Below are 14,604 nucleotides of genomic sequence, written 5' to 3' on the forward strand. Positions count from 1 at the left end.
CGCCGTAGCCCTGCACCGCAAAGCAGCTCTCCGGCACATCGCCGGTGTCGCGCATCCAGTCGCGCACGGACTCCGCACGCTTAAGCGACAGCACCTGGTTGGACGGGTCATCGCCCGTGCTGTCGGTATGACCCGCTATCACAATCAGCCAGCCGGGCTTCGCCTTAATTCCCACCAGCGAATTCACCAGCAGCTTAGTGGTGCCGGGTTTCAGCGCCCATTTTCCGGTGTCGAACAGCGACATGCTGTCGAGGCGGATGATTTTCGGCGCGACCTTTTCCACAGGCTTCGGTGGAGGAGGTGGTGGCACATACGAGCGGATCGCTTCCAGCACCGGTATTCGCAGACGTACCCCCCGATAAAGCCCCAGGCCCAGCCGGGCCGGTACACCATTGCGTGCCTGCTCATCCAGCAGCGCCGCATCCTCGCGCAGCACCTGTACGGCGCTGGCTTTAGGACCGTAATCATCCATGGCGATGCTGTTGTAACGGACAATATCGAAGCTCACGCGTTGCAGCAGCTGGCGGTTGTTCCAGCCACTGCTGAGCAGTGCAGCAATGGCCGCCAGCGTGAAAATCCCGAGCGCACAACGCCAGGTTCGCTCACGCGGTGTCAGGCCCCGCCCTTCCGGCAGTAATGGCAGAATAAAATCCGGGAACAGGGAGATGACCGTACTGTCCGTTCCCACCGGCTGCCAGCCAGACACCTGCTGCATCGCGGTGTGACGGGAAAGCCACGTCGTCCAGGCCGATGTGGCCAGGCTTCCGGCCAGGATCGGCCCCATTCCCCACAGCACCGCAACAGGTGCAATGACCGGCACATCGGGGTTCTCATCCATAAAAACTGCCTGGACATGCTGACGAAACCAGTTCATCAGACTATTCATCAGCACCTGTTGCTGCACCGCAGGCGTTCCGCCGGAGGTAACCCATTCAGCAACAGAACCCGGGGCTGAAGATTCACGCCAGACCCTCACCCCTTCTCCCGGGAAAACCGCCTGCCAGAACATGTCATTCGTCATCGCGCTGCCGACCTGACCATTCAGCACCAGCGGCACAGAGTGACCGGTTGCTTTACGCAGCTGACTGATGTGCCAGCGCAGGGTCAGCAGTCGACTGGTCAGGGCTTCGCTGTCAGGGTGCTGCTGCGGGCAGACGCTGACCATCACCGACAGCTGACGTCCCCAGTCAGGACGTAACCACAGTATCTGACGGGCGACCTGCGCCAGATCATGATGATCCTCCACGCGGATCCAGCATCCCTGCGTGACAGTGAGTACCGGTGACGAATGCGGCCAGGCCAGAGGCAGATCGCCACAAACCAGCACTACGGGCTGACGGTAAGTGGCGTCAGGCAGGTCCTCCAGGCGCAGGGTGACATCATGCTGTTCACGGCGACTGGCGACAGTCCAGAACGCCAGGATAACCCCCAGTACCACCAGCAGAATGAGCACAGAAACCCACCTGGATACCGGCAGAAAACTCAGGCAGACCACGGCACTTAGCAGGACGGTCCACAACGCCAGCCCGCGCTGTTGTGCAGGGCTCATTTCACGGCCCCCGGCAACAGGGTTAGCAGCAACTGATCCAGCCAGCGATCCAGTCCCCACCAGAGTGCAGCGACCACTATCACGCTCAGACCAATACGTACGGGCCATGACGCCAGCCAGCCGCCCATGATTCCCCGCCCGGTATGACTTTCCGCCAGTACGGGGTGGGACTGTGGATAGCTGAACGGCGTGACATATTCACTGAGTGCGTTGACAAGTTTCTGGCGCTCCGGGTCATTCAGTGAGCGGTAACTGCCGAGAAAACCCAGCATCATGACCCGCTGGAAGCAGGTCACGACAGCGTGGTCAGGCGCCGGTTCACGCAGCACATCGCGCATCCGATCGCACAGCGTGTCGCCGGCGTCCATAGTGCCGAGGAAGTGCCCCTGCAGGGGAATGTCATACCACTGCACACAGGCGTCATCTTCCACACCACGACCTTTCACCGCCTCATCGAGCAAGGCGCACTGTGCAGTAAGAATATGCTGACAGCTGGCTTCATCGAGTTCGCTCGCTTTCAGCTCACGCTGCACACGTTCGACATCAGCAATACAGCGCTCCCACAGCGTGCGCCCTTCGCCCGCCTGAAACGTCGGACCGTGACGCAGGCTGATCACCTGCAGCCAGGTGTCCTGCAGCAGGGCATCAATATCAATGGCCACGGCAGTACCGCGTTTACGCTCACTCATGTTCTCAACACCGCAAAGAGTTCAAGTTCAGGCTCGCCGAGCATGCCCGGAACGTAAAATATGCAGGTACCGCCCTGAAGCATTTCAGTGGCCTGAGGATGAGAGACATCAAGACTGAAATACTGATTTTCCAGACGTAACGGAATGGCTGCCGGTACATGGCGCAGCGGCGTCAGAGGCACGCCGACCCGCGATGAATTGACGATACTTCTGACATGATCGGGGCTGCCGACCTTGCACTGGCGCGGGAACTGCTCCTGCAGTTGTGCCACCGGTACCGTTGAACGCACCGAGAGGTAGTAATCAGCCCCTTCACGCAGACGTGGGTCATGCAGACGGGCCTGCCAGAAGTGAAGCCGGGCATCATGCTCAAGCTCAATCGCTACCACCCGCGACGGCAGGCTGGCTTCGAGCAGGTCACCCAGTAAATCAAACAGCGGCGGGAATACGTTATTCTGTTGCTCGTGCTGCCAGACCGGGATCGCACTCACCTGATGCTCCAGCGAGAAAGTCAGCAGACTGCCCGCCAGGCGTGCCAGTTCCGGATACAGACGCTCCGGCGGGCTTTGCGGGTGGCGCTGAAACTGTCCGAGCACGGGTTCTGCGCTGTTAAGGGCATTGAGCAGCCAGAACAGGGACACATCCGCCACGGCAAAATCGGCCATCCGCTCATTACTTTCCCGGCGCATGGCCATCAGCCGACTCAGGCGTACACGTAGCTGGCTCATCAGTTGTTCCAGTTGGGTCATCAGCCAGCGACTGCCCTGCAGAGCCAGCAGTGGCGGAAGAAACGTCTCATCCAGTAACCATGCTCCCTGCGAATCCTGCTGCAGGCGGGCAACCGGGCAGGTCAGATAATCGCTGTTGTCCTGACAGGTAAACCGCAGCGTCAGCTCAGGTTTCATGACCGCAATCTGGCGGGTGTCGTCCCCAAAAGCGTTGCGGATATCCCGCCAGCGCTGGCGATAGCGAACAGGGCGTTCGGCCACCGCATCAGGTGTAAGACAGTTGCCGCCATTCGCCCGCAGCAGCGGGAGGGCCAGCACCACCACCGCATCCTGTGATCCACTCTCAAGCGCCAGCACCGGTGGCAGATCGTCAGCATTATCAGTGTCGATAAGCGTCCCGTCAGGGAAACGAATGTGCAGATGACGAGCCTGCAGGCGGCCCAGTTTCAGTGCATCCGGTTCGAAAGTGGCATCAATCACTCCCCAGGGATGGGAGAGGCCTAACCGGGCGATGCATTCCGCAGACCAGGCCGCATACGCGGCCTGTTGCTGGAAGTGCTGGGGAGAGACCATCTGGCCCCTGCCCCATAACGGTTGTTCCGTTTTCATTGGCTTCCTGCCTTAACTTACGCTTTCGCCTTCGGCATCTGGCTCACCAGCGACAGGTTCACGTCCATGCCTTCCACCTGGAAGTGCGGCACCGCGAACAGCTTCACGCGGAAGAAGCCCGGGTTGTCCTCAATGTCTTCCACCACCACCTTCGCGTCGCGCAGCGGGTGTGAGGCCTGTAGTTCGTCGCCCGGATCGGTCATTTCGGTCACCAGACTGCGTACCCATGTATTGAGTTCCAGCTCCAGCAGACGGCGATCTTTCGTCGTACCGATATTTTCGCGCTGAATAAGTTTCAGATAATGCGCAATGCGCGACAGCAGGAAGATATACGGCAGACGGGCATTGATGCGGCTGTTGGCCGTGGCGTCGGCGGTATCGTACAGCGCCGGTTTCTGCGCCGAGTTTGCCGAGAAGAAGCAGGCGTAATCACGGTTCTTGTAGTACGACAGCGGTATAAAGCCCAGGTTAGCGAATTCAAACTCGCGGGTTTCCGGGATCATCACCTCTGACGGGATCTTCACCTGGTTGCCGGTACCCAGATCGTACAGGTGGATCGGCAGGTCTTTCACCGCCCCGCCTGCCTGCGGGCCACGAATTTGCACGCACCAGCCGTTATTGATGAAGCTCTTCACCATGTTGGAGGCGAAGGAGAAAGATGCGCTTGTCCACAGGTATTTTTCGTGGTCCGGACCTTTCACCTGCTCAACGTAGTTGAAACTGCGCACCGGCACCGTGTCCGGACCGTAAGGCAGACGCCCCAGCACGCGCGGCATCACCAGGCCGATATAACGGGCATCGTCGGTGTCGCGGAAGGATTTCCATTTGATGTATTCGGCACGGTCGAAGTAGTTACCGATGTCCTTAATCGCGGCCACCTCTTCCATCGATTCCTTGAGGAAGAATTTCGGCCCGACGGCACCGATAAACGGCATATGTGCTGCGGCAGAGACTTTCGAGATATTGCGCAACAGCGCCACGTCCTGCGGGCTTGCGTCAAATTCGTACGCTGAAATAACCGAGCCTATCGGCTCGCCGCCCGGGGTGTCGTATTCAGCGGTATAGGTGTGCCAGTACAGGCCGCTCTGGATAAGTTCCGGCGCATCTTCAAAGTCCTGGCGCAGGTCGTCTTTGGACACATCCAGAATTTCCGTTTTCACGTTCTGGCGGTAGTCGGTGTTGTCCACCAGTTGCTTCAGGCCACGCCACAGGGATTCCACCTTCTGGAATTCTGCATGATGCATCACCGCATCCAGTTGGCGGCTGATTTGGAAATCCAGCTCCGCGATATGGTGGTCAATCAGGGTTTTATCGAGTTTTTCCACTGGCTGGCCGGATTTGCGGATGCAGTCCATAAATACCTGCATTGCCGCGGTCAGGCGCTCACCTGCCGGAGCATCAGACAGTGCGGCATCGTCCAGAAACGCATTGATATCGCCCAGGCTTGTGGCCGGGGTCAGGTTGATTTTGTCGAACAGGGAGGCGTAGACGCTCTCTTTTTCCAGCACAGTGGTCTGCCCCTGCGCGGAGCCATTTTCAGTATTAACAGACATCAGCATTCTCTCGTTTAATCCATTAAAAGACGCGCCCGTTTTTATTTCGGGGCCAGGGCACTCATTTCGTTACGTAATTCCTGAGACAGCGCCGGGTCCTTAAGAATTTTCTCGAGCTCTTTTCTGAAAGTGGCGTTATCCAGCAGATTGGACTTGAGGTCACGTAATAAATTACGCATCGCCAGCATGGCACGAAGCTGGGGAATTTGTCGGGCCACCTGTTCGGGTTCGAAATCTTTCATATCGGAGAAATTCAGTTTCACGCTTTCTTCCGAACCATCACCGGCCATGGTGTTCGGAACCGTCAGGTTCACTTCCGGGTTAAATTCCGAAAGTACGCTGTTGAAGTTATTTTTATTGACGTTGATTTTCTCTCTTTCAGATAATGGGCGGTCTTCTTTGCCATTACTGAAATCACCGACGGCGAGTAGCTTAAGCGGTAATTCAACTTTCTTCTGCGCGCCACCTGTGTGCAACGCAAGCTTTAAATTAATGCGTGCCTTAGGCACCTCGTTCTGGAACGTATCAGCCATAGTGGTCCCTTTCCGTGAGGAATATTTGTTGAAGATAACGACGTTTCTTTACAAAGCCAATACTAGAATAAACCACCACTAAAGATCAACAATATAGATCTAAAATCCACAACTTGACTTTTATTAAGAGCCTTCATCTTATTTACACCACAAATAATTCCAGAGCGGCAATTACCATAAGAAACCCTGACTGTATTTATCAGGAAATCCAGCACAAAAATCCAGATGCCTGCTAATGATACGATTATAACGAAAGCAACATATCTTATTGACCTAAATCAAAGTCATTGCTGTCCAGCGATTGGATACAAAAATATAGCGCAACGCAAACCAGATATAGCAGTGGTGAATTATTCTTTTATGCTTAATCGCCAGGAATGAAGTCCTTTTTCGAACAAAACAATATTCATAAAACGTGACAAACACCCCATAATCATTCGTAAAATGAATATTCCTGCCGAATGTTAATCTTTAGCACCTGCTGATTATAAACCTCCCGACAACGCTCAATCTAAAAATAATGATTTAAAAAACACAAATACCTGACATTAATTTCCATACTAAAAACCCATTTTATTCTGTTTCCGGAAATTGCTGACAGGTAATAAAGGTCTCCCTGTCCGTAATTAACCGGAGAGAATGCTGGCAACACAGGCAGACTCAACATGGGTTTTCCGCCATTCTGCGTCCGTAGCTCAGTTGGTTAGAGCACCACCTTGACATGGTGGGGGTCGGTGGTTCGAGTCCACTCGGACGCACCATTTCAGTCCTGAAATGGTGCAAATCCTCTTCTTGTAGTCTGAATAATCCCAATCACCTGATTTTTTACGCTTTCTCCTGCTACGCTTTTCATATGACAAAAAAAAGCAGGAACAGTGTCGATGAAAAAAATCGCCATTATCGGCTCCGGCCCCACAGGGATTTACACCTTTTACGCGCTCCTGAAGCATAAAACGCCACTGGCCGTTTCCATTTTCGAAAAAGCCGAGGAAGCGGGCGTGGGCATGCCCTATCGAATTGATGAAAACTCGCGTCTGATGCTGGCGAATATTGCCAGCATTGAAATCCCGCCCGTTTTTATGACCTACCTCGACTGGTTAAAAGAGCAGAGTGCAGCCCATCTCGCCCGCTATCACGTCGATAAAGCTTCCCTGCACGACCGGCAGTTTCTGCCCCGAATCCTGCTGGGGGAATATTTTCGCGACAGTTTTCTGAGAGTGGTCAAAGAGGCCCGCAGGCTGGGATTTCAGGTCGATATCCATGAATCCGCCGAGGTGACGGATATCGCCACCGACAAAGACGGCGTTACGCTTTCGGTAAATAACAGCCGCTTACCTGAACGCTTCAACCTTGCCGTCATCGCCACCGGCCACGTCTGGCCTGATGAGGATGAGGCCACGCGCACCTTCTTCCCAAGCCCCTGGTCCGGGTTGATGGACGCCGATATCCCAGCCTGTCGGGTGGGGATTATGGGGACCTCATTAAGCGGACTGGACGCCGCCATGGCGGTTGTTATGCAGCATGGCGCCTTTGTTGATGACAAATTCGTTCTGGATAAAGGCAGCGAGGCGTTAAGAATAGTTCTCATGTCCCGGACAGGCATTCTGCCTGAGGCCGATTTTTACTGCCCTATTCCTTACGAGCCGCTGTCGGTATTAACTGAATTTGTCGTTGAGAATGAAATCGCCAAAGGGTCTGACGGCCTGCTGGATCGTATTTTTGCCCTGATGGTGAAAGAGCTGGAACTCGCCGACCCGGCATGGTGTGAGAAAATCGGGCTGCGCGCCCTGGATGCGGACACCCTTCGCGATGCCTGGTTTGAGGACCGCAAACAGCACGGTCCGTTTAGCTGGGCAGAAGCCAATCTTAATGAGGTCGAACGCAACAAACGTGAGCGGCGAACGGTGCCCTGGCGCTACACCGTGCTTCGGTTGCACGAGGTGGTTCAGGAGATCGTGCCGCATCTTAATGAGCCGGACCGGGAACGTTTCAAGCAGGGACTGGCGCGGGTGTTTATCGACAACTACGCCGCCATTCCACCGCAGTCTATCCGTCGGCTGCTTGCGCTGCGCGAGGCCGGGATCATCAGCGTTGTCGCATTAGGTGATGATTACACGCTGGATGTCGGTCGCGCCCAGACGGCGATCGCGACTGAAGACAACACCTATCTCTTTGACGTGTTTATTGATGCCCGTGGGCAAAAACCGCTGAAAACAGAGGATCTGCCTTTCCCGACACTGCGCAAACAGCTGCAGGCGACAGGCGACGAGATCCCTGATATTGGCGAGGATTACACGCTTAAAGCACCAGAAACGGTGCGCGGGAGAATCGCGTTTGGCGCGATACCGTGGCTAATGCACGATCATCCCTTCGTTCAGGGACTGGCCGAGTGTGCGGAGATTGCCGGGTCGATGGCGAAAGCGGCGGAAAAACCCGCTTCTGGGTTACGCAGGAGATTGCCGTATTTCGATAGCTGACAGGGCTTCCATGCCCTGACCGTCATTATTCGAAGAACACTTCCGGGTTCTCTGACAGAGAAACGAAGGTTTTCGTCGCTTTATCCAGCGCACGAATTTCACCGCTCTCAATGTCATACACCCAGCCGTGCAGGCGAAGGGCGTTATTGCGCAGACCCACAGCAACGGATGGATGGGTCTTGATGTTGCTCAGCTGCGCAAAGACGTTCTCCTGCACCATCGCATTCACTTTGTCGATCGGCTGATCCCAGCTTTTCTTCTCCACCACCGCTTTAGCGGCATCAGAATAACGCAGCCAGTGGGAGACGGCAGGCATCGGTTCGAGGTTCGCGTTATCCGCAATCGCCTTCATCGCCCCGCAGTTGGAGTGACCGCAAATCACAATATCCGTCACGCCAAGCGCCACAACGGCATATTCGATGGTTGCGGAGACACCGCCCGGCTCTGGCCCGAACGGCGGCACAATGTTGCCAGCATTTCGAATGACAAAGAGCTGTCCTGGCTCTTGCTGAGTGACCAGTTCTGGTACCAGACGGCTGTCGGAGCATGAGATGAACAGCGCTTTGGGATTCTGGCTGGACGCTAAACTGCGGAAGAGCTCTTTACGTTGCGGGAAAATCTCTTTTTGAAAGTTGAGGAAACCTTCAATGATATGTTGCATAGCAATTTCTCTTTTATCTGTTGTAGTTTAGGTATGATCGAGATCACACTCGTGAAGTTTACCCATCGTGCTTTACCTGAGACAAGCAATATATTTCTGGCCCGACCGCTGCACAATCTCGTCCGCATTTGCCGGGATGTTTTGTCCCTCAAAGGCACCGTACAGGCGGGCAAATTTTTTGCCTTCCAGAAGACCGGTAATCCGCTCAACGGTGCGAGCTGGCAGCGGCAGCATATTCGGGTAGCTCCACATAAACGAAACGGCGTCTTTTCCGGGCGTGACCTGAAGAATATCCCCCGCCAGCAATACGCCTTCGCCCTCCTGCCAGTGCAGCACCGTACCGCCTGCAAAATGTCCCCCCAGACGCAACAAGGTGACCGACGGAAATAGTTCCAGCGCATCCCCTTCCCAGAACTGAATGGCAGGACTGCCGCGCATGATCCACTCTCTGTCGCTGGCGTGCAGGTACACCGGTGCATTAAATACCGCAGCCCAGGTCTGCATGGTGGTGTAATAGTGTGGGTGCGAGATCGCAATCGCGCTGATGCCGCCGAGCGCGGTAATGAGCGTTTTGGTTGCCGGGTCGAGGTTGGCAATACAGTCCCAGAGAATATTGCCGTGTGGGGTACGTAAAAGCAGCGCGCGCTGGTTAATCGCAAAGGCAGGCACCGTTTTGATACTGAACAGCTGTGGCTCCAGCTGCTGCCATTTGTTGCTGTGGGTGGAAGTCACGGTAGCAAAGTCAATCCACGCCTGGCCGCTGTGCGGAACATACTGGCGTTCATCCTCGCAAATCGGGCATGTTTCCGGCGTGGCGTCATACGCAGTACCACAGGTTTTGCAGAGTGTCATCATATGCATTCCTCAGCCATAAAGCAGAGAGTATGGCAGGGATTATCCATATGTGCTGCGAGGTACATTGCTGGCCTTTTTTGCCCTATACTGTGTCAGTATCAAAAACTGAATAAAGCAGGTGCCACATGGAAATTGATCTCGAAAACCTGGTCTTTAACGGACTGGATGAAGCAGAAGAGCGTAATGCGGAACGTCTGGACGACGCAGATAAAAAAGCCCAGGCGATTGTTGCGGATGACGACTGCGGCGATGCCTGCAAGATCTGATGAAAAAGCACCGGTTAACCCGGTGCTTTTTTTTATGTTACTTTTTCAGCCCGTCAATGGCCGCCTGCGCGCAGGCTTCATCAAGATGACCGCCCGGCGCACCGCCGATGCCAATCGCCCCGATCACCTCATCGCCCTCTTTCACCGGCAGGCCGCCCGCCAGCAGCAGGAAGCCCGGAATATCACGCATGTTTTGCGCGCCAGCGTTGCTCTGCGCCGCTTCCATCACTTTGCCTGAGGCATTCTTTGCGCTGAGCGCCGTCCAGGCTTTCATTTCGCTGGCTTTAACCGTATGAGGACCGGCATTGTCCGTACGCTGCACGGCTTTCACCACGCCCGCACGGTCAACCACGGTGACCGTCACCTGATAATTCTTTGCCGTACACGCCTGAATGGCGGACGTGGCCAGCGCATTCGCCTGCGCCAGCGAGAGACTCTTTTGGTTTAACGTATCGGCTTGTGCCGTCAGACTTACGCTACCTGCGGCCAGTGCCGCAACCATCATTAATTTTTTCATCGCACTTCCTCGCGTGTTGGGATACGTGGCAGAGCGTACCCCGCCGGGCGATGAAACATAATTCGGTTGAATACGCACTCAACCTGGTAGTTATACGGATTGCAATTTATCGTATTCGCGTATTGCCTGAACCAGACTGCCGACGCCAAGCTTGGTAAACGCCGCCGCGCGGTGCGCTTCCACCGTCCGTGGCGAGAGATTCAGCCGGGCGGCCACCTCTTTATTGCTGAGCCCTTTCATCAACTCCCCCAGCACCTCATGCTCCCGCGCGGTTAATTGTGCGAAGCGCGCTTTCACCCTGGAGGTTTCCTGCCAGCCGGCAAACCGGCGCTGGCTCTCCTCAAAGGCTAATCCTACCGTTTCAATAAGCTTATCGGCATCCAGCGGTTTGGTGAAAAACTCAAACACGCCGTTGCGAAATGCCCGACGACAGGCATCTACGGTCCCGTGCCCGGTCATGATGATCACCGGCAGCAGGGGCCAGGGCCATTTCCCCTCCTCAAGCCAGGTGAGCCCGCCTTTGCCCGGCATCCTCATATCCAGCAGCATGCAGCCTACCAGCTCTGTGTCCCGTGCATGGGCTGCGGTAAAGGCATCAACGCTTTCAAACGTCCTGACCGGCCACCCCATGCCCGAAAGCAAAAACGCCATCGACTCTCTGATGGATTCATCATCATCAATCAGCCAGATTGTGTTATCCAACCGTAGCCTCCTTTCCGTTTGCCAGTTGTAGCCGGATCTGTGCCCCGCCCTGCGGCGCATTGCCCAGCGTAATCGATCCATTCATACGCGTCATTAATGATTCCGTTAAGGTCATTCCCAGTCCAATGCCCTCTTCCCGGCCGCTGTAAAACGGCATAAAGGCATTTTGTAACGCCTCCGGGCTAAAGCCGGGCCCGCCGTCCGTCACGGTAATCTGAATGCCGCTCTCGGTTTTGTGGCTTTCAATCTTTACCCAGCCAGCAGTACTCGCCTGTTGGGCCTGAATCGCATTGCTGAGCAGATTATGCAGCACCTGCTCCAGCCAGAGCGGGTCGGCCAGCACGGTGGTGGCCCCGGGGGCAAACGCATGGCTGACCGAGATATGTTCAGCCCTGCGCTCATGCTCAAGTAAGTTCACCACCTGTAGCCAGCATGCTGCCAGATCGGTTTCCCGCAGGGTGACTTTCTCCTTCACAACGTGTTCGCGAAAACGGGTTAATAATGCGCTAATACGCTGCGTTTGCGTCAGCGCAGCCGACAGCGCCTGCGACACGGCCTGACCGTTTTCCTGCTGTAACTGACGCTGCGCGCCCTGGATCCACGTCTGGGCGGCGGTCAGCGGCTGGTTTATCTCATGCACAATACCGGCGGTGATCTCCCCCAGGGTGTTGAGCCTGGCGTGCTGGTAATAGCGCGCCCTTTGCTCGGCGTCTTTACGCGCTTTACGCTGCCAGAGCACCACGCTTGCCAGCGCAATCACTATCCCCCAGCCGATAAACAACAAGGGGTAAACAGACCAGCGGACGCCAAACCAGTCCGGCCGGGAATCCGCTTCAAGCGTAAAAGGTTGCGTATGTTGCGGGAAGGAGCGTTGCCAGTGCCAGAATGCGTCAGAGGGCCGTTCTTCTCCGGTCGGTATAAAGCGGATCCCCAGATGGGTAAACGGATGATGCGCATTCAGAATCGGGCCGAGATCCACCCGCACGCGGATCTGACGCCAGGGGTTATAAAGCCAGTACTGCATCTCGTGGGCAGGCTCCACCCGCGCCGCATCCAGTGGGCGTCCCGTCGTTTTTTCCAGGGCGAGCAGATGGGGGAATTTTTTGCGCAGGGCGGTAATGTCTTCATCGCCATTCAGAAGCGGTAAGACCGATTCATTTTGCGTCAGGACCGCGCTTAATTCGGAGAATAACGCCGAGAACTCACGGTCTCGCTCCCAGAACTGACGGCGAATTTGTTCGGCGTAGAGCAGTACGCCGCTGAGCGTGCACGCTATCGCCCAAAGAACGATAGCGCGTTTCATCATGCTGTTGGTGGTCATTGCGTTAACAGGGGCAGTGGCGAATGCCGAGACCTTACCAGCTAACCCTGTTAAGAACAAAAAAACGTGGGGTCAGACCTCCGGCGTATGTTTAAAGCCAGTCAGCATGAGCATTAACCCGTCTGGTGATGAGGCTGGTTCAAACTGATAATGATTCCCCTGGCGATCGCCACCGATATACCACGAGATCTCGGTTTTCCCTTCCGCCAGCGCCTTACGCACGGCTTTATCCACGTCGACCATCCGGTATTCACGAACATGGTTCAGATAAAGCACGGCATCGGAACGGTAATTACAGGCCGGACGCGACGACCACTTCACGGTCGCAGGATCCCAGTCATTACTGGCCGGATAAAAGAAAATCTGATCGGCTCCATTGTTTTCTACCTTCCCACCGAAAATACGGATGCGGTATTTAAACAAGGACGGATCCTGCCCGGCGGGCAGCGGCGGGATATGGAATTTTACCAGGCTTAGCGTCTCGCTGTTTTTTGTGCGTCCACCGTTCTGCCAGTTATCCTCTACCAGTAACACCTGCGGTGAAGGCTGAGTGATGTTCGGTTCAAGACTGCTGAGCCAGACATTGGCCTTCGCCATAGAATAACCATAGGGCACGGTTGAACCACAATCCATACCGCGGTTCATGCAGCGTTCGGTCATAAAGCGGGCGGCATCGTCCGTCCAGCCGTTCATGAAATCGGCATGCGCCGTGTAGAGGCTACCCCAGCGTTCTTCACGTTCAGCCCCCTGCATCACCGGATCGAGCGACAGTTGCGCCTGACGGGTGTCCAGGCGGGTAATACCATGCAGCACGTAAGCCACATTCATATTAACCGTTGGAATTTTTACCGGGAACGCGCTCGGGCACTGGCCGTTAACGTCATACGCCGCATTGGCCAGACCGTGGTCGGGCTTCAGATTCACGCCGTCCCAGCAGTTCGGAAATTGAATGCCAATATTAAACTGGACGGCATCGTTAGCTTTACGTAGCCCGCACACCTCGCCGATTTTGCTGCTATAGCCATTTCCGTTCGCGCATAAAAAGCTGATATGGGGGTTGGGCGTGCTGCCGTGATGATCCCCGGCGAGCAGCGACAGCCCGGCCGGGAACGGGTGCAAGGGATAGGCATCAACCTTCGAGGCTTGATAATAGGTTTTTTGGTAGGCTGGTTTGACTACCGTTCCGTCGGGTAATCTCAGAGAAGGCGCCCAGTAGGCAGAGCCGTCGGCCTTGTTATCACAGGTCGTCTCTTCATGCTGGCGCAAGGTTTCCCGGGTTGAAAAGGCATCGGTATGGGTATTGCCAAAGAAATCGTGCCACATGGCCTGGTTGGGCATACCAAACATCATGATGGCGTCATCGCCGAGGGTGTGGGAGTAACTGCAGACCACATGCGCCTGTGGCCCGGCATGGGCCGCCTGCATGGCAATCAGTAACGCGGTGGCTAAAAGGGCGGGCGTGAATACAGTCCGTTTCATCTTCATCTCCATCTGTGAAAGGAGATATTGGTAACAAAACGGCCTGCGTTAACCGAGGATTTCCCAGCGTATTTTTCCGCTCATCCACGCTTTACAGCGTCGATGCACAGCTCATTCCAGTACATTTCGCGCGTGCGGCGCAGTTCAGCGTGACGTTTTATCATGGAACCACTCTGGGTCAATGTTGGCCACGTCCACGCCATACAGACTGGCGACAGGTAGTATCGACTCAAGAACACGTTGCGCGCTGTTCTCCGCATTCGCGGGACGGGCCGCAAAAAACCGCCGTAACGTGCTTATCCACTTTTTCATCGTCTTTACCCCTCTCGCTTTACCTGACTTCAGTAAAACACGCCTCCATCAGGAAGGGGAAATAACAATAACGACAGTTGATATGCAGGATTTGAGTAACTCGCGAAACGCTGGTGCCTTACCCGGCCAGCGCCTTCACCACTGTCTCCATCGCCTGAGTGGTTAACTCGCTTCGTTTTACGCGCTGGTTCGCCAGCGCCGTACGCAGTACCCCGGCAATCACGATATGCTTGGGTTCCTGCCCTAAGTCACGCATCTCCAGAACGACCTTCCCTACCACCCGACACATCTCCTGGTACAGCTCTTCGTCTTTGGTCACATTGCCCATGGCGCTCCACTCCGTTGCCCTAAAC

At 55.5% G+C, this 14,604-nt stretch carries 15 protein-coding genes and 1 tRNA gene; 3 read left to right on the forward strand and 13 right to left on the reverse strand.

Annotated features, from left to right (window positions below; translation table 11 throughout):
• The 5 genes from APU11_RS09520 to tssB form a co-directional block, all read right to left on the reverse strand.
• Positions 1–1,549, reverse strand: a 1,549-nt coding sequence (locus APU11_RS09520) for an OmpA family protein (RefSeq protein ID WP_060578449.1), incomplete at its 3' end; no start/stop codon positions are given.
• Entirely contained in the window at positions 1,546–2,238 is a 693-nt protein-coding gene (gene tssL / locus APU11_RS09525) for a type VI secretion system protein TssL, short form (protein ID WP_058651276.1), read from the reverse strand. The genes tssL and APU11_RS09520, both read right to left, overlap by 4 nt.
• Positions 2,235–3,575 (reverse strand): type VI secretion system baseplate subunit TssK, encoded by a 1,341-nt coding sequence (tssK, locus tag APU11_RS09530; RefSeq protein WP_058651275.1) that lies wholly within the window; start codon positions 3,573–3,575, stop codon positions 2,235–2,237. Before tssK ends, tssL begins: the two co-directional genes overlap by 4 nt.
• A 17-nt stretch (positions 3,576–3,592) precedes the next feature.
• Positions 3,593–5,128 (reverse strand): type VI secretion system contractile sheath large subunit, encoded by a 1,536-nt coding sequence (gene tssC, locus APU11_RS09535; protein WP_045294366.1) that lies wholly within the window; start codon positions 5,126–5,128, stop codon positions 3,593–3,595.
• A 41-nt stretch (positions 5,129–5,169) separates the two neighbouring features.
• Positions 5,170–5,661, reverse strand: a complete 492-nt coding sequence (gene tssB / locus APU11_RS09540; protein ID WP_058651512.1) for a type VI secretion system contractile sheath small subunit — start codon at positions 5,659–5,661, stop codon at positions 5,170–5,172.
• Between the two features lie 684 nt (positions 5,662–6,345).
• Between tssB and APU11_RS09545 the strand changes: the two genes are divergently transcribed.
• Both APU11_RS09545 and APU11_RS09550 read left to right on the forward strand, forming a co-directional pair.
• Positions 6,346–6,422, forward strand: a tRNA-Val gene (locus APU11_RS09545).
• A gap of 120 nt (positions 6,423–6,542) precedes the next feature.
• The gene (locus APU11_RS09550) at positions 6,543–8,138 is read left to right on the forward strand and encodes an FAD-NAD(P)-binding protein (protein WP_040019836.1); all 1,596 of its coding nucleotides are present in this window, start codon (positions 6,543–6,545) and stop codon (positions 8,136–8,138) included.
• Positions 8,139–8,163: 25 nt separating this feature from the next.
• On the opposite strand, the gene APU11_RS09555 is transcribed toward APU11_RS09550, so the two are convergent.
• Both APU11_RS09555 and APU11_RS09560 read right to left on the reverse strand, forming a co-directional pair.
• Entirely contained in the window at positions 8,164–8,799 is a 636-nt protein-coding gene (locus tag APU11_RS09555) for a carbonic anhydrase (protein WP_013096936.1), read from the reverse strand.
• A 72-nt stretch (positions 8,800–8,871) separates the two neighbouring features.
• Entirely contained in the window at positions 8,872–9,654 is a 783-nt protein-coding gene (locus tag APU11_RS09560) for an MBL fold metallo-hydrolase (RefSeq protein ID WP_038980356.1), read from the reverse strand.
• 125 nt (positions 9,655–9,779) lie between these two features.
• Here APU11_RS09560 and APU11_RS27940 point away from each other — a divergent pair, with 125 nt between their 5' ends.
• The gene (locus tag APU11_RS27940) at positions 9,780–9,920 is read left to right on the forward strand and encodes a hypothetical protein (protein ID WP_013096938.1); all 141 of its coding nucleotides are present in this window, start codon (positions 9,780–9,782) and stop codon (positions 9,918–9,920) included.
• 37 nt (positions 9,921–9,957) lie between these two features.
• Here APU11_RS27940 and APU11_RS09570 read toward each other — a convergent pair whose 3' ends face one another.
• The 6 genes from APU11_RS09570 to fumD all read right to left on the reverse strand — a co-directional run bounded on the left by APU11_RS09570 (position 9,958) and on the right by fumD (position 14,579).
• The gene (locus tag APU11_RS09570; protein ID WP_029883877.1) at positions 9,958–10,437 is read right to left on the reverse strand and encodes a heme-binding protein; all 480 of its coding nucleotides are present in this window, start codon (positions 10,435–10,437) and stop codon (positions 9,958–9,960) included.
• A gap of 90 nt (positions 10,438–10,527) precedes the next feature.
• On the reverse strand, positions 10,528–11,139 hold the full coding sequence (locus APU11_RS09575; RefSeq protein WP_013096940.1) for a LuxR C-terminal-related transcriptional regulator: 612 nt from the start codon (positions 11,137–11,139) through the stop codon (positions 10,528–10,530).
• On the reverse strand, positions 11,132–12,460 hold the full coding sequence (locus APU11_RS09580) for an ATP-binding protein (protein ID WP_058651511.1): 1,329 nt from the start codon (positions 12,458–12,460) through the stop codon (positions 11,132–11,134). Before APU11_RS09580 ends, APU11_RS09575 begins: the two co-directional genes overlap by 8 nt.
• Before the next feature lie 72 nt (positions 12,461–12,532).
• Complete coding sequence (locus APU11_RS09585) at positions 12,533–13,939, reverse strand: DUF1996 domain-containing protein (RefSeq protein WP_045295861.1); 1,407 nt, start codon at positions 13,937–13,939, stop codon at positions 12,533–12,535.
• A 144-nt stretch (positions 13,940–14,083) separates the two neighbouring features.
• A complete protein-coding gene (locus tag APU11_RS28585; RefSeq protein WP_038419198.1) occupies positions 14,084–14,251 on the reverse strand; it encodes a hypothetical protein in 168 nt (55 codons plus the stop codon).
• A 118-nt stretch (positions 14,252–14,369) separates the two neighbouring features.
• Positions 14,370–14,579 (reverse strand): fumarate hydratase FumD, encoded by a 210-nt coding sequence (fumD, locus tag APU11_RS09595; protein ID WP_013096944.1) that lies wholly within the window; start codon positions 14,577–14,579, stop codon positions 14,370–14,372.
• Between the last annotated feature and the right edge of the window lie 25 nt (positions 14,580–14,604).

Source organism: Enterobacter sp. 50793107, from assembly GCF_001463365.1.
Taxonomy (GTDB): domain Bacteria; phylum Pseudomonadota; class Gammaproteobacteria; order Enterobacterales; family Enterobacteriaceae; genus Enterobacter; species Enterobacter cloacae.